We start from the raw sequence: 22,004 nt of genomic DNA, 5'->3' as shown, positions 1-22,004 counted from the left end.
TATGAAGATATTTTCTAATAAAGACATAAAAATATTTTTTTTGGCGATTATATCCGTTTTATTGATGTTTATGGTAGTAGGTCAAGTAGTAGTTGTAAATATAACCAGTGATTATAAAAGAGCATTGGTACAACATGATTATAATATAGCTGGATATTTACAGAGTATGGGTATTGATAAATCAAAAATACCAGCAGTATTCACTACTAATGAAGATAAGTATCTTCTAAAAGGAAAAGAAATCTTAAATACAGCTGGATATGACTTTGATACAGATGATAGTTTTATGCCAAGTGTGAAATTGTTTCAAAGTAAATATATAAAAACTATGTTTCTGTATTTATTTATGTTCTTTGCTTTGATTATTTTTATACTGTATGTGTATTTTTTTAGGCAACAAAACAAGATAGAAGAAGCTAGTTATAAAATTGATTCATTTATGAATGGAAATATAAATGTACGGTTAAATACTTATGAAGAAGGTAGCTTATCAAAGTTATTTGGTTCAATAGATGCTATGTCAACATCTCTAAACACGCATATATTGAAAGAAAAACAGAATAAAGAATTTCTTAAAAATACAATTTCAGATATATCACATCAACTAAAAACTCCACTTACTGCATTGATGATGTACAATCAAATATTGCAAGAAGAGATTCATAATAGTGAAGTTATTGAAGGTTTTGTCCAGAAGAGTCAAAATGAATTAGAGCGTATAGAATCATTGATACAAAATTTATTAAAGATTACAAAGATAGATTCAAAGACAATAATTCTTAACAAAAATAGTGTTAATATAAAAAAAATGATTACTAAAATTTTATATAGTTTTGAAACTAGAGCAGAAAAAGAAGGAAAGATTATCTCTATAAGAGGCCTAGAAAATACAAACTTATTTTGCGATTATGAATGGATGTCAGAAGCTTTAAGTAATCTTATAAAAAATGCATTAGATAATACAAAAGAGAACGATAAAATAATGATAGAGTGGATTGAAACACCTATAACAACTATTATTTCAGTAAGGGATACTGGAAATGGAATTCATATTGAAGATATACATCATATATTTAAAAGATTTTATAGGAGTAAGTTTTCAAAAAATAATCAAGGTCTTGGACTAGGGTTGCCACTAGTCAAATCTATCATAGAACAACACAATGGAACCATCACTGTAGAAAGTAATTTTTCACAAGGATGTACATTTACTCTAAGTTTTTTAAAGCTTACTAATATGTAAGATAGGATACATCTTACAGTAAGGTGTATGAATTATTATGATATTAATCAATTAGAAAGGTGAGAGAGCAAATGGATATTCTTATGGTTAATAATTTATGTAAAACATATGGAAATGGATACACAAAAGTAGAGGCGTTAAAAGATGTATCATTTACAATTTCTAAGGGAGAATTTGTGACTGTAGTTGGAGAATCTGGCTCAGGTAAGAGTACATTATTAAATCTTTTAGGAGGTCTTGATACTCCAACCTCAGGAAAAATATTTATTGATGGTAAAGAAATATGTTCAATGAAAGAAGAAAAACAGACTATTTTTCGACGTCGTAATATAGGATTTGTCTTTCAATCATATAATCTTATACCTGAATTAACTGTGGAACAAAATATAGTATTTCCTTTACTACTAGATTACAAAAAACCAGATACTATTTATCTAGATGAAGTATTGACAATTTTAGGTCTTAAAGATAGAAAAAACCATCTTCCAAATCAATTATCTGGTGGTCAGCAACAAAGGGTTGCAATTGGAAGAGCACTGATTACAAAGCCATCAATTATATTGGCAGATGAGCCAACGGGAAATCTTGACAGTAAAAATAGTAGTGATGTAATTTCACTTTTAAAAGTGACAGCAGAAAAATATAATCAAACTATTATTATGATAACTCATAATACAAATATAGCTTCTACAGCAGATAGGATACTGCAGGTTTCTGACGGAGTGCTTAAAGACCTGGGGGTGAATAGAGAATGAGAAGCTACTTAGAGCTAGTACCACAGTATGCAAAGGTACATAAGAAAAAAAATAAAACTACAATTTTATGTATTGTCATTGCAGTATGTTTAGTTACTGCTATTTTTGGACTAGCAGATATGGCTATACAATGTCAAAAAGTACAATTTATTAAGGATGATGGAAATTGGCACATAGTACTTAAAAATCTTAATGAAGAAGCTATATCAGAAATAAGTAGTAGAGTAGATATAGCTCACCATGGGAGAGGGCAAGTTGCTAAAAATGGAGAATTTAAATCAAGGGAGATTTTGATACAAGGTTTAGATGAAGATTTAGCAAAACAATTAGGTCTAGAAATAATAAAAGGGCGTTATCCTGTTGGAGAGAATGAAACTTTAATAGATATAGATGCAGTTAAGGAATTTAATTTAAAAGTAGGAGACTTTATAAAAGTAAGGTTGTCAGATGGGAGAGATAAAAACTATAAGATAGTAGGCGTATATTCATCAATGGCAGGATTAAAAGCCTCAGATAAACATGGATTGATGCTTTCAATACTAGGTATACAAGCTATTGAAAAATCAGAAACATATAATAATTATTATATTACATTTAAAGACAGAGTTAATATTAGAAAAGCAACCTCTGATATTAAAAACACCTTAAACTTAAGTGATAAACAAGTTGGTAAAAATGAAAAATTACTTTCTATTATAGGTCAAGGTGACTCTGATTATTCTAAACCACTTTACTTGACAGCAGGAGTACTTTTTATACTTGTGTTAATAGCAAGTATTATCATGATATACAATAGTTTTAATATGGGTGTAGTAGAGAGAATAAAATTTTTTGGACTATTACGTTGCTTGGGAGCATCAAAACTCCAAGTCAAAAAATTTGTTGTTTTAGAAAGTTTAATTCTAAGTGTAAAGGCTATTCCAATAGGGGTGTTATTAGGAAGTATTGTAACCATTATATCCTCTATATTTCTCAAATATGTGAATACAGAGTTATTTGGTTCGATGCCAATTTTAAAGGTTAGCTTTATAGGTATTGTGTTTGGAATAATAGTAGGATTTTTAACAGTAATATTATCAGCTGTTGTTCCAGCAAAAAAAGCTTCTCGAGTATCGCCACTAAGTGCTATACGTGGAAATCTAATGTTCAAAGAAATTTTAACTAATGAAAAAGCAAGTAAAATTGCTAATGCAAGAAGTTCTAAAATTGATACTTCTATGGGAATAAATCATGCTTTTTCAAGAAAAAAATCTTTTATACTGATGACTTCTTCATTTGCTATTAGTATTGTGTTATTTTTAGGTTTTAGTGTATTTATAGACTTTATGTATCAAGCACTTAAACCTATAAAGCCAGAAGCTGCTCATATATCTATTGTTGACCCTGACTTTAAATCTGTTCTTACTAAAGAAGATATTAATGAAATAAGTAATATCAAAGGAATAAAAAAAGTATATAGTAGAATGATGACAGATATAGAGGCTACATATGATAATAAAGGGGCAAAATCTCAGCTAATTTCTTATGAAAAGAATCAATTTAACTGGGCTAAAAAGTATCTAGTAAAAGGGGAAATTAATGAAGAAAAATTAGAGTCAGAAAATCTTGGATTGGTAGAGGAAGGTCATGGGTTTAATATTGGAGATAAGATATATATTAAAAATGGAAATTCTAAGAAAGAGATAGAGGTAGCGGGTATACTTTCTTCAACTCCATTTGATGTTAAAGACAAATATATTGGAAATATTATAACATCTGAAAATACTTTTACAAATGTAACAGGTATAAAAGACTATATAATAATTGATACTCAAGTTGATGAAGATGCTCCTGGAAATTTAATTCAAAATATAAGAAGTATGCTAGATGATACTTTAGAGGTTCGAGATAAGCGACAAGGTAACTTAGAAGCTAAAAATTCATTTTACACTATGGCAATTTTTGTATATGGGTTTGTATTTATAATTGCGATTATAAGTATGTTTAATATCATAAACAGTATGAGTATAAGTGTTACAAGTAGAATAAATTATTATGGTATTATGCGTGCAATAGGCATGTCCAATAAGCAATTAAGAAAAATGGTAATAGTAGAATCAAGTACATATGCTTTAAGTGGGTGTTTATTGGGTAGTGTACTTGGATTAATATTACATAGGTATATATTTGTATCTTTAGTAACATTAAAATTTCATATAGAGTGGCAAATACCTTTTGATTTACTGTTTATCATTGTGGTGACTATGATACTAATAACTTTACTATCAGTAAGAAAACCAATTAAAAAGATTTGTGAATTAGACATAATAGATGTAGTAAATGCGCAATAAATATAGGTAGTAACTTAAACAAAAATCGAAGTAAATATGAAATAGAAAATATCTTTCATTTTTACTTCGATTTTTGTGTTATATAATTTACTTTAGATAAGTTCCATCTTCATCTTGATAAATTAAGTCTTTCTTCATAAGTACTCCAAGAGCACGTTTAAAATTTTTCTTACTTGAATTAAATAAGATAGAAATATCTTTAGGGTCAGATTTATCATTAAATCTCATATATCCATCTGAACCTTCTAAATAGCTTAAAATTTTATTTTCTAAGGTATCAAGTTCATCTTTTCTGTTTCCTCTAGGAGAAAGCCCTAATTTACCATCATCATATATTTTTATAACATGTAAATTTTCAAGAACATCTCCAGCTTTTAATTCTGTAAAGTATTCATTATGAAGGATTACACCAGCATATTTATTGTCAACACATATCATAGCAGAGTTGTTGGTTTGGAATCCATACACAACTCCATTTACCACATCCCCTGCATTGTAAGTATGGTCTGTCTCTAAATATGAATCTATATCTGTAGTAGCAGCTATTCTTCCACTTTTATCTAAATATATATAAAATAAATATTTTTCATCTCTAAACAATGGATAAGTCTTAGCTTTAAAAGGAACTAGTATGTCTTTTGTAAGCCCCATATCTATAAAAGTACCAATGTCTGTGTTATCAACTACTTTTAGATATGCAACATCTCCAACTTTAGCTAAAGGAGGTATTAAAGTTGCAGCAGTTCTATCCTCAGAATCTTTAAATATAAAAGCATTTACTTCATCGCCTATATTTATTTCATTTTTTCCTATTAATCTATTGTGAAGAAGCACATCGTCCTTTGTGTTATTAGTTTGTCCATCTAGGAAATATCCAAATTCTGTTTTTCTCTTTACTATAAGCTTATTAAAATCACCTATTTTTATCAAATTAAAATCATCCTCTCATTTTATATTTACAATTTAGTCATACTACTCTTATGTAGTAGTGTTTCACAGTATATGTATTAGTATTAGTGAAATTTATAATAAATAATGTAATTATTCATGTATTTTCAATTATTTAGCTTCTTATATAGTATAAACTCCAATTTCTTTTTTGTCTTTAGATTTTCCTAAAATTTTTACAAAATAAGTTAAAAGTATTGAAATAAATTTTCTTTTAAAGTATAATTGGTATATACCAAAATTGGTATATACCATATTGAAAAGTGGTGATTTTATGAAAATAGTAGATAAATCTAGTAATATACCATTGCATACTCAACTAAGTGCCATAATAAGAGAGATGATAGAAACAGGTGAGCTTAAAGAAGGTGATGCAATAATACCAGAAAGAGAACTTTGTAATATACAAAATGTAAGTCGTATGACAGTGAATAAAACTATTGTTGGCTTAGTTACAGAAGGTCTTCTTTACAGGGTACAAGGAAAGGGTACATTCGTCGCAAAGCAAAAAAAGAAGTATCAGTTCTCAAATGTAAAAGGTTTCACTGATGTAATGAAGGAAAAGGGAGTAAACATAAGAACGGATATATTATCCTTTGAGATGGAACTACCAGACGATTTAGTAAAAAGAAAGCTTGGAATAAGTGATAATACAACAAATATATATAAAATTATTAGACTTAGATATACAGATGGAGAGCCATTTGGATTAGAAATAGTGTATTTATCAGAAGAAATGTGTAAAGGTCTTACAAAAGGAATATTAGATAATTCTTCATTATATAGAGTTTTGAATGAAAAATATGGCTACAAGATACAAAAAGCTGAGCAAGTAATGGAGCCAATTATACTTTCAGATGAAGAAAGTAAGCTTCTTGAAACAGAAGAAGGTTCTTTAGCCCTTAAACTTCATAGGAATTCTTATAATAAAGAAGGTAATCCTATAGAGTATACCATATCGATATTTAGAACAGATAAATATCAATATGAAATAGTATTGAGTGAGTAGGTGAATAAGGTGAAATGTTTAATTAATGGGAAAATAGTATTAAAAAATCAAATTTTAGAAAATAAAATATTAGTATTTGATGAAAAAATAATTGATATAGCTGATGAGATACCAAAAGATTGTGAAGTTATAGATGTTGATGGTAAATATATATCTCCAGGTCTTATTGACATTCATATACATGGAAATATGGGGAAAGACACAATGGATTCAACTGATGAATCTATTGAGACAATTTCAAAATCAATAATGAGACATGGTGTAACATCTTTTCTTCCAACTACAATGACAATGGATAAAGAGCATGTTTATGATGCACTTGAAGTTATTAAAAAAGCTAAAAGTAGAAAAACTGGAGGAGCTCAAGTATTAGGAGCACATTTAGAAGGACCTTTTATAAATGAAAATTATAAAGGGGCACAAAATGAAAAGTTTATAATAAATTCAAAATATGAATTTATCAAAGAATACAAGGATGTTATAAAGGTCATAACTTATGCTCCAGAAAAGGATATAGATTTTGACTTTACTAGAGAAATCAAAAGATGTACAGATATAGTTTTATCTATTGGTCACAGTAATGCAAGTTATGAGCAAGCTAAGGAAGCTATAAACTTAGGTGTAACAAATATAACTCATATGTTTAATGCAATGACTGGATTAAACCATAGAGACCCTGGAGTTGTCGGTGCAGCACTTACAACTGATGTATATAGTGAATTAATAGCAGATACAATCCATATAAATAAAGATTTATTTCAATTTATATTGAACAACAAAGGTAGAGAAAGATTGATTTTAATAACAGATTCTATTGAAGCAGGTGGGCTTGAAGATGGAAATTATGCTCTTGGAGGTCAAAAAGTTATAGTTAAAGGTAATGAAGCAAGACTTGAAAATGGTGCATTAGCTGGTAGTGTATTGTCTTTAAATAAAATGGTACTTAACTTTCTAAATAATACAAACCTTAGAGTAAATGAAGCAATTAATTTAGCATCTTTAAATCCAGCAACATCTTTAGGCATAAATGATAAAAAAGGAAGTCTAGATATAGGTAAAGATGCAGATATAGCTGTCTTTGATAAAAATTTGGACTGCAAGATGACTCTATGCTTGGGTGAAGTAGTATACAAAACTATGTAGTGTGTAAAAAATAAGCTTTAAAGAAAATAAAAGATATTTAAAAATAGTAATAAATTAAACTTATATCAGTGAAAGTATTAGCTAAAATTTAGGAGGAATAAAATGAGAGTATTAGTATGTAAAGATTATGATGGAATGAGTAAAAAAGCAGCTGAAATGATAGCGGCTCAAATAGTTTTAAAGCCAAATTCAATACTAGGATTAGCTACAGGAAGTACACCAATAGGTATGTATAGAGATTTAGTTAAGAAATATAATGAAAATATAGTAGATTTTTCAGATGTAATAAGCTTTAATTTAGATGAATACTATAAGTTGCCAATATCTAATGACCAAAGTTATGATTATTTTATGAAAGAAAATCTTTTTAATCATGTAAACATTAAGTCAGAAAATACTCATTTACCAAATGGAATGGCTGATGATATTGAAAAAGAATGTATGAATTACGAAGCTTCTATGGATAGAGCAGGTGGTATAGATGTACAAGTACTTGGAATAGGCCGTAATGCTCATATAGGTTTTAATGAACCTGATAATAAATTTGCAAAAAGAACTCATGTAGTTGAATTAACAGAATCTACAATAGAAGCTAATGCAAGATTCTTTGAATCAAGAGAAGATGTTCCTAAAAAAGCTGTAAGTATGGGAATTGGCTCAATTTTAAAATCTAAAAAAATATTACTTTTAGCTTCAGGAGAAGAAAAAGCTGATGCAGTATATAAAACTGTTTATGGCGATATAACTCCAGAAGTTCCTGGTTCTATACTTCAACTTCATAAAGATACTATAGTTATAGTAGATGAAGCAGCAGCAAGTAAGTTAAACCCAGAAGATTACAAACTAGTATAAGAATACGAAAGATAATTCTAAAAGAATAGCTATCTTTGAATAATTTTGATTATTTAAAGATAGCTATTTTTATTTAAACTATTTAATATATATACTATTTCTTGTAAAAACTTGTTATTAAAAAATATCCAAATAATATATTAAAAATTGTTATGCTTAAGAATTTGTTATCAGTTATAATAATGCTACCTACAATTGGTAATCTTCCTATTCCAAAATTAAAGATTAATATAGGCATTGCTGATAGTAAAAGAAATGGTAAACAAAGAATAATCAATCTTGGTACATCAATATTCCAACTGCCACTTTTTCTATATTCATTAAGAAATGATTCAAATCCCAGCAATAATCCAATGGGACCACATGAAATTAAATTAATAAAGAGAAGCTTATTAAAGTTGAAGGCAAAGTCAGTGCGAGTTTGTACATAGTAGTCAAAATTCAGCTTTACAACTAAAAGATATAGAATAACTAAAATAATCAAAAATAAAAAATATCTAATTGACTTTTTCATTTTAAATTCCCCTTTCAAAAGAATTTTAGCTAGTTTGATTTTGTTATAACCTAAATTTTATTGAACTGATTCAAGAAATATCTAAAATAGTTGAAGTAGTGAGATGAACAGATTTTAATATGCAAAAATTTATTAAAAAAACAATAAATTATAGTATTTAGTATAATTATAATAGTAATAGTTAGAATATTCAATAAAAAACATGGCAAATATCATTTTTAATAAAAAACGAATAAATATAGTCGATTATTGAACTATTACGTTGTACTATTTCTTATATACAATTCAATAATATTATCGAAAGCTTATATTTGCCATAAATTTGCCTTAAAATCCAAACAAGTTTGAAACTAACGTACTACAAAAAACTGATATAATTTAAGTATAGGAGAAAAACTGAAATAGAAATCTTATTAGAAATTAGTAGTCAATTAGTATGTTAGATTATTTAATTTAAATTAAAAGTGAAATAAGGAGGAATTTTTTATGCAGAAATTAATTTATATAGCAGATGATGAAGATAATATTAGAAATTTAGTAAAGACGTTTTTAAAAAATGAAGGTAACAATGTTGTAGATTTTAAAACTGGAGATGAACTTTTAGAACAATTTAATAAAAAAGAATGTGATTTAGTAATCCTAGACATAATGATGCCAGGTTCAAGTGGATTTGAAGTATGCACAAAGCTTCGTGAAAAAAGTACAGTACCAATAATAATGCTTACAGCAAGAGATACTGACATAGATTATATCACAGGAATAACTTTGGGAAGTGATGATTATTTTACAAAACCCTTTAGTCCTATGTCACTGGTTATGAGAGTAAAGTCTATATTTAGAAGGATTGAATTTGAGAAGAAACAGAATTATGATAAGTGTAATGATTTTTTAGACATGGAATTAAAATTTGGAGATGTAACAATAAATAAAAAAAGTAAGATGGTTACAAGTAAAAATATCAATATAGACCTTACACCAAATGAATATAATTTATTGACATATTTATTTGAAAATAGAGATAGAGCAGTCTCTAGGGATGAATTGTTAAACAAAATATGGGGATATGATATAGAAGTTGAGACAAGAGCTGCAGATGATACAGTAACAAATAGTTTATAAAACTTTATAAAAAAATTATAAAAATATAAACTATACTGCGTATGTAGAGAAATCTGCATAGGACACCACTTTAAAACCAGTAAACCCTAAAGCTCTACTACCACAATAAAGGATAGAATCAGAAACCTTTATGATGGGGAGAAATCATAACAAGTGTAGAGATGGCATAAGGTTAAATCCTAAGTGCTTATACAATGGAGATTTGGTCGCCAAGCCTAGAAATAGGAAGGTCAAACGACTAGACCGAGAGGTCGTAAAGCCCTAAGCGATTGAGGGAAGAAATGGGTGGCTCTTAACAGGTAATGCTGAAGATGAAGAAATAGTCTTTGCACGTTCTGAAAGGAAGTGGTTATTAGCGTGAGCGAAATAGCATCTACAAAGTAGCGATTGTAGATAAAAATGTATAAACTCTATAAATTAATATAAATACTTTATAATTCGTCAAATGTTAAATTAAATAAACTTGTAAAAAAAGAAACTCTCTATTTATGAGTGTTCCTGTAATTTTCACAATGGCTATAATTAGATTATAAAAGTTCTAAATCCAAGGGTAAAGTTTAATGGAAAGTATTGGTACTTGTCACTAGCAATGGAAGTTGAGGAACAAACTGATATTAAACTCACTAATGAAAGTGTTGGTGTTGATTTAGGTATCAAGGATTTAGCCATAGTTAGTAATATAGATGAGCCTTTTAAAAACATTAATAAATCAAAAGAAGTTAAAAGATTAAATAAAAAACTTAGAAAACTTCAAAGGCAAGTTTCAAGGAAATATGATATGTTGAAAAGTGGTAACACCTTTCAAAAAGGTGAGAAACTTTTAAAAACTCAAAATATCATAAAAGTTGAAAAGCAGATAAAACTTGTCTATAAAAAACTTTCTGATATTAGATTAAATCATATACACCAAACTACTAATACAATAGTGAAAACCAAGCCTTGTAGAGTAGTAGTAGAAGATTTAAATGTAAGAGGTTTATTGAAAAATAAACACTTGTCTAAATCAATTTCAGAGCAATGTTTTAATACGTTTATAACTATACTTGAATACAAATGCAAATGGAACAAAATTGAATTTGTTAAAGCAGATAGATTTTATCCAAGTAGTAAAATGTGTTCATGTTGTGGAACTATCAAAAAAGATTTAAAGTTAAAAGATAGGACTTATGTATGTCCTAATGAAAAATGTAATCTTGTGATTGATAGGGATAAAAATGCAAGTATTAATTTAGCAAATTATAAAAGTAATCGCCAGTGTGGTTACTTAAATTAGCATAGAAAATCAAATAAAAAGATTGTGCTAATATGTAGACATTGACGAGGTCGAATTTAAGCCTTTGGACTGCCATATTAAACTAGAGTAGATATTCTTATGAATTTCAAAATAGGGCAGGATGAAAAAGGAAATAAAACTATAAAAAATATAAAGTATTTATATAAATTTATAGAGTTTATACGTCAGTAAAGAGACTACGTAAAAAAATTTTAGAAACAAATATTTTAATAGAAACTGTCTGGGGATTTGGGTTTAGATTAAAGGAGAAAAAATCAGATGGAAAATGAAAATAATAAAAGTATAAAAAATCAAGTTAAATCATTATTTAAATTGAAATTTTCAAGGAAAAATATAAGTATAAAAACTAGGATTTTAGTGAGCATATTAGGTTTGACAGTAGTGGTTTTCTTGATAATATTAGTATCTTTTAACATATTGGTCAATACATATATAAAAACAACAGCAAATGAAGAACTTACAAAATCTACAGAAATGATAGAACATATGGATAGTAATTTTAAGCCTATTAAGCCTCCGCAGAATGATGGAAAGCTACCTCCTAAAGAATTATCGAACTTTATTAGAAATGTACAAGATAAGGTTAGAATGGCAGAGATGCAATCAGATGCAGATGCAATGGTAGTTGATTCTAACTATAAACTGATATTTCCAACTAGAGAGGATGATTTTTTAAAAAATATTGATGAAATGGATTTGATTAGAACTTATATTCAAAATGAAAAATTGGATTTAAATTCAGATAATAATACACGTGTTTCTACTGGAAATAGAGATTATTATATTTCCACTGTAAAAATTACTAGTATAAATGATGAACAAGATAATTATTTAATACTTTTTATAGATATATCAAAGACTTTAAATTTAGCCCAGAAGATAAATATTGTATTAATATCTGTAATGTGTTTTGCTGGGATATTGGCGATATTTACAGCTGTGATTTTATCTGAAAAAATTGCAAAACCTATAAAAGAGTTATGTGGATTTGCAAAAAAAATAGGTCAAGGAGATTTTAAAAGAAATTACTTTGATTTTTCGGATAAGGAGTTAGTAGAGCTTTCAAATGTTATGAATAAGAGTGCTGAATATCTGGATAAGTATGATAATGAGCAAAAAATATTTTTCCAAAATGCATCTCATGAACTTAGAACTCCACTTATGTCTATTAAAGGATATGCAGAAGCTATAAAGTATAATATTATAGATAGCAAACATGCAAGTGATATCATACTTGAAGAAAGTGATAGGTTAAATGATATGGTTGAAGATTTACTGTATATTTCTAAAATAGATAATATCACTAAAGATTATGAAATGGTAGAATGTGATTTAAGAGAAGTGCTTTCAAACTGTGGCTCTAGGCAAAATGTAAGAGCTATAAATAAAGGAATAAAGTTTAATTATGAATTTGAGGAAGACATGGTTCTATTTGAATGTGATGAAAAAAATATATCCAAAGCATTTATGAATCTTATAGAAAATGCTTTAAGATATGCTAAGAGTGAAATTAAAATAATATGTAAACATAATCAAAAAAATATAGTTGTAATAGTGGAAGATGATGGAATAGGAATTAATAAAGAAGATTTACCTCATGTATTTGACCGATTTTACAAGGGAGTTGGCGGAAATCATGGAATTGGATTATCAATAGTTAAATCCATTGTAAATAAGCATGGAGGTCGTATATATGTAGAAAATGGGAAAAAGGGTGCTAAATTTACTATAGTGTTTAAGTTATAAAAAAATATAAAGAGTAATTAAAGAAAATATAGTAATATTTAAAGTTGTTTTTTACATATATCTATTGTATACTGTTGAAAAAAGAAGAATATCAAGCTGACATATATTGTAAAATTTGACATTTAAAGTACGTGTTTAAATATAGATAGAGAAAGGAAAAGTAAAATCTGAGGAGTATTTAAGTTTAAAGAGACCCTTGATTTTACAAAAAATTATTTATGAAAGAACAACTGCTTTTTGATATTACAAATTTAGTAACAGTTGTGTTTGAAGCCTTTGTTGTCCATATGTTTTTATCAGATTTTTTAGGTCAAAGAGAAGAATATACAAAAGCTATAAAATATGCTAGATTGGGTTTTATGATATGTTTAGGTATTTCTAATTTAGTAACTTTAAATCCTATAGTAACAATGCCTTTAATTTTTATCCTTATTTTTTCGTCCTCATTTTTGTATGAAGGAAATATAAAGACACGATTATTTGCGACTGTATTACTAAGTTCATTTTTTATACTATCAGAAGTTGTAGTTACAAGTATCTTTGTTTTATTTATAAAAGAAGATTTTAAAATAATGTTTGAAAATAATAGCATAAGAGTATTAGCTGTAATTTTATCAAAAATTGTTTTTTTATTTATCTGTAAAATTGTTTGCCTTTTTAAAAAGGACATACATTCAGATATGCCAATAAAATATTGGCTTCCTTTACTTGTAATACCTTTATTTAGTGTATTTTTATCTATTTCTATTTTTGATATAAATAAATTTTTTCCAGCTCAAAGTTTAAAAATTTTAAACTTAATATCAAGTGTTGGTATTTTATATATCAACTTTATTGTATTTTATTTATTTAAATCTATTATAGAAAAGACTAAATTGTCTATGAAATATGAAATGCTTGAAAAAGAAGTAGTTCATAAGGAAGAATTAAGGCTTAGTAATGAGCGTTACAAAACTATTGTTGAACAGACTGATTCTGTTGTTTTTGAATGGAACATCAAGGAGAAGAAGTCATTTGTGTCTCAAATTTGGACTGAAAAATTTGGATATAGTAGTGTTTGTGAAAATATTTTTAAAGAAATTAGAGATAAAGATTTAGTTCATCATGAAGATTATAATATCTTTGAGAGTTTTTTTGAAAGTATTCAAAAGAATAACAAACATAATCAAGCAGTTTATCGTTTAAGAAAATCTAGTGGTGAGTATATTTGGTGTAGAACATCAGCAACAAATATTTGTAATAATGAGAATGAGATTTTAAAAGTTGTGGGAGTAATTGTAGATGTAGATAATGATATAAAAAAATATGAAGAATTAAAAACTAGAGCAGAAAGAGACTCCCTAACTAATGTATATAATAAAGGGGTATTTGAAAAATTAGTAGAAGAAGCTATAGTCATGAATAAAGGTGATAAAAAAGATGCTTTATTCATTATTGACTTAGATGATTTCAAAGAGATAAACGATAATTTTGGACATCCATTTGGAGATTTTGTACTAAAAACTTTTGCTGAGAAGATTCAAGCTAATTTTGATAATGAAGATTTAATTGGTCGAATTGGTGGAGATGAATTTGTGGTATATATGCGAGATTATTATACAGAAGCAAATATACATAAAAAAGCAAAAAAATTAAACAGAGTTCTTACAGATAATTACAAAGATTTAAGTTTTAGCTTTGATGCTTCTGTTAGTATTGGTATTGCAAGGTATCCTCAAAATGGAAATTCATTTTTAGAATTGTTTAAAAATGCAGATAGAGCACTTTATAATGTAAAGGCATCTGGAAAAAATTCATATTGTTTATTTGAAGAAGATATTTATATACATTAATTTTAATACAATAAAAATTTGATTAATATGTATAGTTATGTGATAGATGATTATATAAATCTTTAGAATATAATTATAACTTGGAACTACAGTTAATTTTGTGAAAATACAAAACTAGCTGTAGTTATTTTTAATTGTAAACATCACTTAGGCAAGTAGTCTATTTTTTTATTAATTTCAAGCATCCTTATAGAAATATAAATTTGAAGTATTTCATCAGCATAATTTAATGTAATACCGGTAATTTCCTTTATTTTATTAATTCTATAAAATAAAGTATTTCTATGAATATTTAAAATCTTAGCTGCCTTACTGGGGGAGTTACTGAAGTATATATATTGTTTTAAAGTTTCTAAGAAATTAGAACCATTTTTTTTATCCTCTTCCATCAATTTAGTTACAGCAGGATGATTAAGATCATATAAATCATAGTTTGCACTAAGTAGCTCGTAAAGTATATATGGTATGCTTTTTCCAAATGGAGAAAAATTTATACCATATTTTTGAGCAATTTCACTGGCTCTTTTAGCTTGATTATAATATTTATGGCTATCAGATAACTTTGAGAATTTTGAACTTATACCAGCATAAAGTGAATTTAGCTTTAAGTAATCAATAAAATCCTTATTTTCACAATCGATTAAATTAGGAATCAAGGAATCATTAATAAAAACAACTAAAGCAGATTTATATACTACACAGTTATTAGAAGGTATAAATGCACTTAAAGATTGCATAATAAAAGGTACTTTACTGTCAAAAGAATTATTATCCTTGTTTACTATTACCATTATATTTAATGAATTTGATTTAGTCCAATTTAAATAGTGAAATCTTTTACTTATAGTATCATCATCTATATATTTTTTTTCCAATAAATCAGAAAGTATATAATTAGGAATAAGTTTTTTATCTATATTAAATAAATTATTTTTTTGTAGTTCAAGAGAGATGGCTTTATTAAGTGATTCTAATAGTTTAAAGTGAAAATTCTTAAAGGGTATTTTCAATTCACAGACGGCTATATGAGCTACCTCGATTTCTTCTACACATACTGATGAAATTAGTGTGCCAAGCCAGTTATTTGGTTTATTTTCATCTTTAGTAGATTTGTTATAATATATTTTTTTGTGTATATTTTGATATTTTATGTAATTTATAGTTTCTTCATTTAAATATGTGTCACCATTAGAATCTTCATTAAGTTGCAATATATCCTTAACATTACAAGAATAAGCTAAGACTTTGAAGCTAGAATCTCTAACTATTATAGGATAGCCAAATTCCTCATATGCTATATCAATTAAATATTGTATGCCTTTATTTTCAGAGACTACATTAAAAAATTTTTGAGAAGATAAACTAATATGTATTTCTTGATTGATGACATTTAATAGTTCACTAAAAAGGTCATATTTTTCTTTTTTAGACTTTATGATACAAATATTTGAATTTAAATTGTATATTTTCAAATCACTGTTATTTTCATTCTGTATAAATATACCTAAAAAATTTATATTGGTCAAATTTACAGGAATATCCGATATATTTCCTAAATACAAACATCCTGAAATAAATTCAGTCTGCTTATTTTTATAAATATTTAAGCTGGTGATATCTATATCTTCGTCTGAAAATGGCTTTAAAACTGATATATACTGAGATATTTCTTTCATTAAATCTATTAGTTTCATTCTAAAACTCCTATAATCATATTTGATTGTGCTATAGCACAATCACTATAATATATTTTACAACAAAGTTTAAATTGTAATACATAGTTTAGATAAAATTATTTATATATAATTAGTTATATAAATTAAGAAAGATTCAAAGTAATAAAAATAATAACTTAATAAAAGGTAAATGTCTTAATAAATTCAAAAATAAAAGGAGTGTAAGACTATGGCAACAACTGAAATTGCAAATGCTAGAATATTTGATGGAGAAAAGCTCTTAGAAGCAAAAAGTATTGTTATAGAAGATGGATTAATATCATCAAAAACAACTGGTGACATTATTGTAGATGGGGAAGGATGTACTTTACTTCCAGGATTTATTGATTCTCATATACATTTAGATAGTATAAAAAACCTGGAGGATGCAACTAACTGGGGTATAACTACTATGCTTGATATGGCAACTGATAGTAAAGAGATAGTAGATTATTTGAGAAATAGAGAGGGATTAACAGATATTCGTAGTGTATATGAACCTGTAGCACCAGCAGCACATCCTCACCTTATGGGAATGGGATTTAAAGACAGTAAAATATACACTATTGAAGATGCTGAAAATTTTGCTAAGAAACAAATTAAACAAGGAGCAGATTTTGTAAAGCTTATAATAGAAGATCCAAAAACATCAAATACAGCTTTTGATTTTGAAACTATAAAAAGAGTAGTTGAAGTATCTCATGAAAATGGTAAAAAAGTATTCGCTCATGCACCTACAACTATAGCTTATGAATATGCAGAAAAAGCAGGTGTTGATGTAATAAATCACATTCCATTTATAGGTAAATTATCTGATGAGGTAATTAAAAATATAAAAGATAAAAATCTTATTTCAGTTCCAACAATAGTTATGATGGAAAAAATAGCATCAAATATAAATAAAGTCACAGGAAGAGAAGATATTAGATTAGAAACAGCAATAGAAAATACAGCAGCACTGAAAAAAGCTGGAGTAGATATACTAGCTGGTACTGATTCAAATAATGATGAAAACTCTGTCAGCATAGTAAAGCATGGAGAATCCATTCATCGTGAGTTTGAATTATTAGTTAGAGCAGGGCTTACTACAACTGAAGTACTTAAGAGTACAACAAGTTTACCAGCAAAATTATTAGAACTTGATGACCGTGGAGTAATAAAAGAGGGAAAAAGAGCCGATTTAGTAATGGTTGAGGGAGACCCAACTAAAGATATAACAGCAACTAGAAATATAGAAGGTGTATGGATAAAAGGTAAGAGAGTAAGATAGTAGCTTGAGTATTATTAGATGAATATAGGTAAAAAAATAAAAGAAATATTATACTAAAGGAGATTAAAAATATGTTATTAAAAAGACTAGAGAATAATTCTATACAAGATATAATAGATAAAAATAGTGTAAAAGAACTTATAGAATTTGAGAGATTTTGTAGAGATAATGCATTGTGGGATGAAATGAAAAAATGTTTTGCAAAAGATTCAACAGTATCAATATCTTGGTACCAAGGGAGTGGAGAAGGTTTTGTAGAAGAATCAAGTAAGATGAAGTCTTATGCACCTCATAAAGTTTATAATACAGTAGTTTGGATAAATAATAATAAGGCAGTATCAATTACAATGGCGGCTATTCATATTAGAAATGAGATAGATGGAAATTTAGTTGAACTTCAGTCAGATGTTAAGCTTGTGTATAAAACTCAAAAGATAGATGATATGTGGTATATAGTATCTATGGATGCTATATACGAAAAAGATATACTTTTACCAGTTTATCAGAATAGTGATGTCAAAGTTTCTAAGAGTGAAATAAAAAATTATAGACCAACGTATGCAAATCTTTCTTATATGTTGAGTAAGGATGGATATAAAATAAATCAAGAACTTCCTGGAATAGATAGAAAAGAAATGGTTGATAAGCTTTATGAAGATGCAGAAAGATGGTTAACATTACAAAATTGTAAGTAGAGATTCATGTGAGAGTAATGTTTACATGGTATCATACCTTCCAAGAGAGGTGGGATTGATTATGAATTTATTACTCTATAAACAGTTTACAAAGCATGCAATACTGCGAGCGGTTTTTCTTGGAGGCATGGGAATTGCATTTTTAATATTCCCTGAATTTCTTCTTGGAGGCATGTTTTATGTTATTGTTGGATATATGATTTTATGTGGTGTTTTGCGGATTGTGGATTTTATCTTAGAAAATGGTGCAAAACACCTTTTTAACTATGGAAGTCTTATTATAGCAATTTTACTTATTGTGTTTGGACTTCACTCAATAGCTTTTTCACGTTACTTAATCCACGTATCACCTGTTTATCTTGGTTCATTATTGTTGATTGAAGCAGTAGTATATTTTGTTATTACTTTGTGTGTGACTATATTTTGGCAGAAAATTATTTTGATTATTCTTGCAAGCATTGCTTTTTTAGGTGGAATTGCTGTTATAATTTTTACATTTGGATTTGGAATTGGAGGTATTTTAGGTCTTACACGAGTTTCTGGATTTGCTTCTTTGTTTTCATGTTTATATACAATTACTGCTTATTTAATTTATCAAAAATCAAAAAATAGATGGGAAAAGAAGAAAATAAAATGAATCTAATAGAATAGAAAGAAGTACCTTTACATATATAAATTGGTTAATGTTTAGAATAACTTTAAATTTATATACTTATAATTAATGGATGAAAAAGTGATAGCTATATTTAACTATCACTTTTTTATTTGTCTATATAGTTAATTTATAGAGATAAACTTATATAAAAGAGTCAAAGAATTAAATAGGGTGATTTCTGATAATTATACTAATTTAAGTTTAAGTTTTGTGTAAAAGCAAAATCAGTTGTAGTTATTTTTAAAGTTGTTTAACTTCAACTGAGATTTGAGTTATATATTCATCAATATCTCGAATACTTATATCATATAGAAGATATTCTTCATAAACAAAGTCTCCTATACGTAAATCATTATACTTAAAAAAATTTAATAGTTTTTCATAAGTTGTTTCAAGTGTATCATAACTTCCTTTATGATAAGCAGTTACATAGAGTCCTTTTGGTTTGATTGATATTGGACATTTTTTGTATTCACGATTAACTTTAGTAAACAAGTGTGAATATGACTCGAAATTTTTATTTAGTATATCCTCACCTTTAATAATCGAACCAATCAAGCAATCATCACTTAATTCATAGTTATCCATAAAATTGATACATTCATATAAGAATTTCTCTTCATCATCTCCCATAAATTGTTCTGTTTCTATAAGAGGACTTTTAACTATGTATTCTTCTTCATGTTCTTCTAAAGTAATAGTATTTATATCAATATCACAAGCTTTTTTAGTAAGTGCAATAGTGGATTCCATTAAAGTCTTAATATTGTTTAATTTTTCAATTTCATTGTTAATATCAATACTCTTTTTTTCTAAAAGTTCAATTAACAAACTAGGAGTTCGTTTATCTATATAAGTTTTAATTTCTTTTAAAGGCATTTTTATTTCTTTAAGTGATGAGATTATGCTAAAAATACTAAGTTGATGGTATGAGTAGTATCTATACCCATTTTCTTTTTTCAATTCTGGAGAGAAAAGACCTATATCATCATAATGAAAAAGTGTTTTTTTATTGACTCCACAAATCTTTGCAAACTCACCAGTGGTAAAGTAATTTTTTGAATTTTGGCTCATAATTAAAATTCCTCCTTGACTATCCTGTTACAGTATAGTTTATCATAATATTTTGTAAAGGAGTGTGAAAGTATGAAAAAATTAATTCGTTTTTTAAAACCTTATAGGATTTTAATTGTTACAATGTTAATATTTACGTTTTTGCAAACACTTGGAACTTTATATATACCAACTCTTACCGCGAGTATAGTAAATAACGGTGTAGTAAAAGGAGATATAGATTATATTGTAAAAACAGGTGTATTAATGCTAATAGTAGCAGGAATAACAGCTCTATCAGCTGTATTAGTATGTAAAGTATCAGCAAATCTTTCATCAGGATTTTGTAGAGATATTAGAGAAGCAGTATTTATAAAAGCTCAAGAATTATCAATAAATGACTTTAATAAAATAGGTACAGCATCTATGATTACTAGAAGTACTAGTGATATTACTTTAATAGGGCAATCTTTATTTATGTTTATTGAGTTGGTGTTACCAGCACCAATTATAACTATTTCTGGATTATTTTTAGCTTATTCTATAGATAGAGTAATGACAATTATTATTGTTATAATAATGGTTTTATTCATGCTGTTTGCATGCTTAGTTGGTAAAAGAGTTATCAAATTATTTAAGATAATGCAAACAAAAATGGATAATATGAATAGAGTGTTACGTGAAGCTGTAACTGGAGTAAGAGTTATAAGAGCTTTTAATAGAACTAGTTTTGAAAAGAATAGATTTGATAAAACAGCAGTGGATTATTCTCAAACAGCAATTTCAATAAATAAGATATTTGCAGTACTTATGCCTATTGTAATGTTAATAATGAATTTAGGTATAGTAAGTATTATTTGGTTTGGTGGAATAAGAGTAAGTAATGGAAATATGGAAATAGGTCATATAATGGCTTTAGTTGAGTATTGTATTTTAATTTTATTTTATCTAATCATGGCAGTAATGGTATTTATGTACATACCCAGAGCAGGGGCTTGTGCAGATAGAGTAAATCAAATATTAGACATAGTACCTGAAATTGTAGATGGAAATAATTCTGAAAATATTATTTCAGAAAGAGGGCATTTAGTCTTTAAGAATGTAACATTTTCATATTCAGAATCAGAGGAACCTGTCTTAAGCGATATAACATTTGAAACAAAATCTGGAGAAGTAACTGCAATTATAGGAAGTACTGGCTCTGGCAAATCTACGATTGCAAATGTAATACCACGTTTTTTTGAAATTCAAGAAGGTGAGATATCTATAAATGGTCAAGATGTTAAGAATATGTCTCAAAAAGAGCTTAGAGATAAAATTGGATTTGTACCACAAAAAGCATTCTTGTTTAGTGGAACAATAGAAGAAAATATAAAGTATGGAAAAGAAGATGCAAGTATTGAAGAAATAAAACATGCAGCAAACATAGCTCAAGCTGATGAATTTATTTCTAGTATGGAAGATAATTATGATTCATTTGTAGCTCAGGGTGGAAATAATTTATCTGGTGGACAAAAGCAGAGAATCTCTATTGCAAGGGCATTAGTTAGAAAGCCAGAAATATATATATTTGATGATAGTTTTTCTGCATTAGATTTTAAGACAGATAAAAAACTTAGAAGAGCATTAAAAAATGAAATTAAAGATTCAACAGCTATAATTATAGCACAACGTATAAGTACAATCATGGATGCCAATCAAATTATAGTTTTAGATGAAGGTAAAATTGTAGGTATTGGTAAACATAAAGATTTACTTAGAAAATGTGATGTTTATAAGCAAATTGCAGATTCACAGCTTAGTAAAGAAGAACTTGCATAGCAAAAGAGAA

18 protein-coding genes are annotated in these 22,004 nt (G+C 27.2%); 14 read left to right on the top strand and 4 right to left on the bottom strand.

The window, feature by feature from the left end; translation table 11 throughout:
• Position 1: 1 nt before the first annotated feature.
• The 3 genes from KGF36_RS16830 (at position 2) to KGF36_RS16820 (ending at position 4,328) form a co-directional block, all read left to right on the top strand.
• On the top strand, positions 2-1,243 hold the full coding sequence (locus KGF36_RS16830; protein ID WP_227830121.1) for a sensor histidine kinase: 1,242 nt from the start codon (positions 2-4) through the stop codon (positions 1,241-1,243).
• A gap of 71 nt (positions 1,244-1,314) precedes the next feature.
• Positions 1,315-1,998 (top strand): ABC transporter ATP-binding protein, encoded by a 684-nt coding sequence (locus KGF36_RS16825; RefSeq protein ID WP_227830120.1) that lies wholly within the window; start codon positions 1,315-1,317, stop codon positions 1,996-1,998.
• Positions 1,995-4,328 carry an ABC transporter permease gene (locus KGF36_RS16820; protein WP_227830119.1) on the top strand — a complete coding sequence of 778 codons (2,334 nt, stop codon included), beginning with the start codon at positions 1,995-1,997 and terminating at the stop codon, positions 4,326-4,328. The genes KGF36_RS16825 and KGF36_RS16820 overlap by 4 nt, the downstream gene beginning before the upstream one ends.
• Positions 4,329-4,415: 87 nt before the next feature.
• On the opposite strand, the gene KGF36_RS16815 is transcribed toward KGF36_RS16820, so the two are convergent.
• Positions 4,416-5,258, bottom strand: a complete 843-nt coding sequence (locus KGF36_RS16815) for a S1-like domain-containing RNA-binding protein (protein ID WP_227830118.1) — start codon at positions 5,256-5,258, stop codon at positions 4,416-4,418.
• Between the two features lie 292 nt (positions 5,259-5,550).
• On the opposite strand from KGF36_RS16815, the gene KGF36_RS16810 reads away from it, so the two are divergent.
• From KGF36_RS16810 to nagB, 3 genes are all read left to right on the top strand, one after another.
• Positions 5,551-6,285 (top strand): GntR family transcriptional regulator, encoded by a 735-nt coding sequence (locus KGF36_RS16810; RefSeq protein WP_227436666.1) that lies wholly within the window; start codon positions 5,551-5,553, stop codon positions 6,283-6,285.
• A 9-nt stretch (positions 6,286-6,294) separates the two neighbouring features.
• Positions 6,295-7,428 carry an N-acetylglucosamine-6-phosphate deacetylase gene (gene nagA / locus KGF36_RS16805; RefSeq protein WP_227830117.1) on the top strand — a complete coding sequence of 378 codons (1,134 nt, stop codon included), beginning with the start codon at positions 6,295-6,297 and terminating at the stop codon, positions 7,426-7,428.
• A gap of 102 nt (positions 7,429-7,530) precedes the next feature.
• On the top strand, positions 7,531-8,280 hold the full coding sequence (gene nagB, locus KGF36_RS16800; RefSeq protein WP_227830116.1) for a glucosamine-6-phosphate deaminase: 750 nt from the start codon (positions 7,531-7,533) through the stop codon (positions 8,278-8,280).
• A gap of 94 nt (positions 8,281-8,374) precedes the next feature.
• Here the strand turns inward: nagB and KGF36_RS16795 are convergent, their stop codons facing one another.
• Positions 8,375-8,794, bottom strand: coding sequence for a hypothetical protein (locus KGF36_RS16795; RefSeq protein ID WP_227854906.1), 420 nt, complete (start codon positions 8,792-8,794; stop codon positions 8,375-8,377).
• A 486-nt stretch (positions 8,795-9,280) separates the two neighbouring features.
• Between KGF36_RS16795 and KGF36_RS16790 the strand changes: the two genes are divergently transcribed.
• The 4 genes from KGF36_RS16790 to KGF36_RS16775 all read left to right on the top strand — a co-directional run bounded on the left by KGF36_RS16790 (position 9,281) and on the right by KGF36_RS16775 (position 14,785).
• Entirely contained in the window at positions 9,281-9,913 is a 633-nt protein-coding gene (locus tag KGF36_RS16790) for a response regulator transcription factor (RefSeq protein ID WP_227830114.1), read from the top strand.
• Between the two features lie 526 nt (positions 9,914-10,439).
• Complete coding sequence (locus KGF36_RS16785) at positions 10,440-11,186, top strand: RNA-guided endonuclease InsQ/TnpB family protein (RefSeq protein WP_413841516.1); 747 nt, start codon at positions 10,440-10,442, stop codon at positions 11,184-11,186.
• Between the two features lie 279 nt (positions 11,187-11,465).
• Entirely contained in the window at positions 11,466-12,953 is a 1,488-nt protein-coding gene (locus KGF36_RS16780; protein WP_227830113.1) for a sensor histidine kinase, read from the top strand.
• Positions 12,954-13,171: 218 nt separating this feature from the next.
• Positions 13,172-14,785 carry a sensor domain-containing diguanylate cyclase gene (locus tag KGF36_RS16775; protein ID WP_227830112.1) on the top strand — a complete coding sequence of 538 codons (1,614 nt, stop codon included), beginning with the start codon at positions 13,172-13,174 and terminating at the stop codon, positions 14,783-14,785.
• 143 nt (positions 14,786-14,928) lie between these two features.
• Here KGF36_RS16775 and KGF36_RS16770 read toward each other — a convergent pair whose 3' ends face one another.
• The gene (locus KGF36_RS16770) at positions 14,929-16,479 is read right to left on the bottom strand and encodes a PucR family transcriptional regulator (protein WP_227830111.1); all 1,551 of its coding nucleotides are present in this window, start codon (positions 16,477-16,479) and stop codon (positions 14,929-14,931) included.
• Positions 16,480-16,690: 211 nt separating this feature from the next.
• Between KGF36_RS16770 and KGF36_RS16765 the strand changes: the two genes are divergently transcribed.
• From KGF36_RS16765 to KGF36_RS16755, 3 genes are all read left to right on the top strand, one after another.
• On the top strand, positions 16,691-17,770 hold the full coding sequence (locus KGF36_RS16765) for an amidohydrolase family protein (RefSeq protein ID WP_227830110.1): 1,080 nt from the start codon (positions 16,691-16,693) through the stop codon (positions 17,768-17,770).
• Between the two features lie 71 nt (positions 17,771-17,841).
• The gene (locus KGF36_RS16760) at positions 17,842-18,465 is read left to right on the top strand and encodes a hypothetical protein (RefSeq protein WP_227830109.1); all 624 of its coding nucleotides are present in this window, start codon (positions 17,842-17,844) and stop codon (positions 18,463-18,465) included.
• A 25-nt stretch (positions 18,466-18,490) separates the two neighbouring features.
• Positions 18,491-19,102, top strand: a complete 612-nt coding sequence (locus tag KGF36_RS16755; RefSeq protein ID WP_227843022.1) for a hypothetical protein — start codon at positions 18,491-18,493, stop codon at positions 19,100-19,102.
• Between the two features lie 258 nt (positions 19,103-19,360).
• On the opposite strand, the gene KGF36_RS16750 is transcribed toward KGF36_RS16755, so the two are convergent.
• Complete coding sequence (locus tag KGF36_RS16750; RefSeq protein WP_227830107.1) at positions 19,361-20,194, bottom strand: MerR family transcriptional regulator; 834 nt, start codon at positions 20,192-20,194, stop codon at positions 19,361-19,363.
• Between the two features lie 72 nt (positions 20,195-20,266).
• Here KGF36_RS16750 and KGF36_RS16745 point away from each other — a divergent pair, with 72 nt between their 5' ends.
• Positions 20,267-21,994, top strand: coding sequence for an ABC transporter ATP-binding protein (locus KGF36_RS16745; protein WP_227830106.1), 1,728 nt, complete (start codon positions 20,267-20,269; stop codon positions 21,992-21,994).
• Positions 21,995-22,004: the final 10 nt, after the last annotated feature.

This window comes from Clostridioides sp. ZZV14-6009, from assembly GCF_020658095.1.
GTDB lineage: Bacteria > Bacillota > Clostridia > Peptostreptococcales > Peptostreptococcaceae > Clostridioides.
This window is presented reverse-complemented; position numbering and strand designations above follow the sequence as displayed.

Excerpts from the sequence above, each read along its gene's own strand:
- KGF36_RS16830 (WP_227830121.1), top strand. The coding sequence starts at position 2 with ATGAAGATATTTTCTAATAAAGACATAAAAATATTTTTTTTGGCGATT.
- KGF36_RS16825 (WP_227830120.1), top strand. The coding sequence starts at position 1,315 with ATGGATATTCTTATGGTTAATAATTTATGTAAAACATATGGAAATGGA.
- KGF36_RS16820 (WP_227830119.1), top strand. The coding sequence starts at position 1,995 with ATGAGAAGCTACTTAGAGCTAGTACCACAGTATGCAAAGGTACATAAG.
- KGF36_RS16810 (WP_227436666.1), top strand. The coding sequence starts at position 5,551 with ATGAAAATAGTAGATAAATCTAGTAATATACCATTGCATACTCAACTA.
- nagB (WP_227830116.1), top strand. The coding sequence starts at position 7,531 with ATGAGAGTATTAGTATGTAAAGATTATGATGGAATGAGTAAAAAAGCA.
- KGF36_RS16795 (WP_227854906.1), bottom strand. The coding sequence starts at position 8,794 with ATGAAAAAGTCAATTAGATATTTTTTATTTTTGATTATTTTAGTTATT.
- KGF36_RS16790 (WP_227830114.1), top strand. The coding sequence starts at position 9,281 with ATGCAGAAATTAATTTATATAGCAGATGATGAAGATAATATTAGAAAT.
- KGF36_RS16780 (WP_227830113.1), top strand. The coding sequence starts at position 11,466 with ATGGAAAATGAAAATAATAAAAGTATAAAAAATCAAGTTAAATCATTA.
- KGF36_RS16775 (WP_227830112.1), top strand. The coding sequence starts at position 13,172 with ATGAAAGAACAACTGCTTTTTGATATTACAAATTTAGTAACAGTTGTG.
- KGF36_RS16770 (WP_227830111.1), bottom strand. The coding sequence starts at position 16,479 with ATGAAACTAATAGATTTAATGAAAGAAATATCTCAGTATATATCAGTT.
- KGF36_RS16765 (WP_227830110.1), top strand. The coding sequence starts at position 16,691 with ATGGCAACAACTGAAATTGCAAATGCTAGAATATTTGATGGAGAAAAG.
- KGF36_RS16760 (WP_227830109.1), top strand. The coding sequence starts at position 17,842 with ATGTTATTAAAAAGACTAGAGAATAATTCTATACAAGATATAATAGAT.
- KGF36_RS16755 (WP_227843022.1), top strand. The coding sequence starts at position 18,491 with ATGGTATCATACCTTCCAAGAGAGGTGGGATTGATTATGAATTTATTA.
- KGF36_RS16750 (WP_227830107.1), bottom strand. The coding sequence starts at position 20,194 with ATGAGCCAAAATTCAAAAAATTACTTTACCACTGGTGAGTTTGCAAAG.
- KGF36_RS16745 (WP_227830106.1), top strand. The coding sequence starts at position 20,267 with ATGAAAAAATTAATTCGTTTTTTAAAACCTTATAGGATTTTAATTGTT.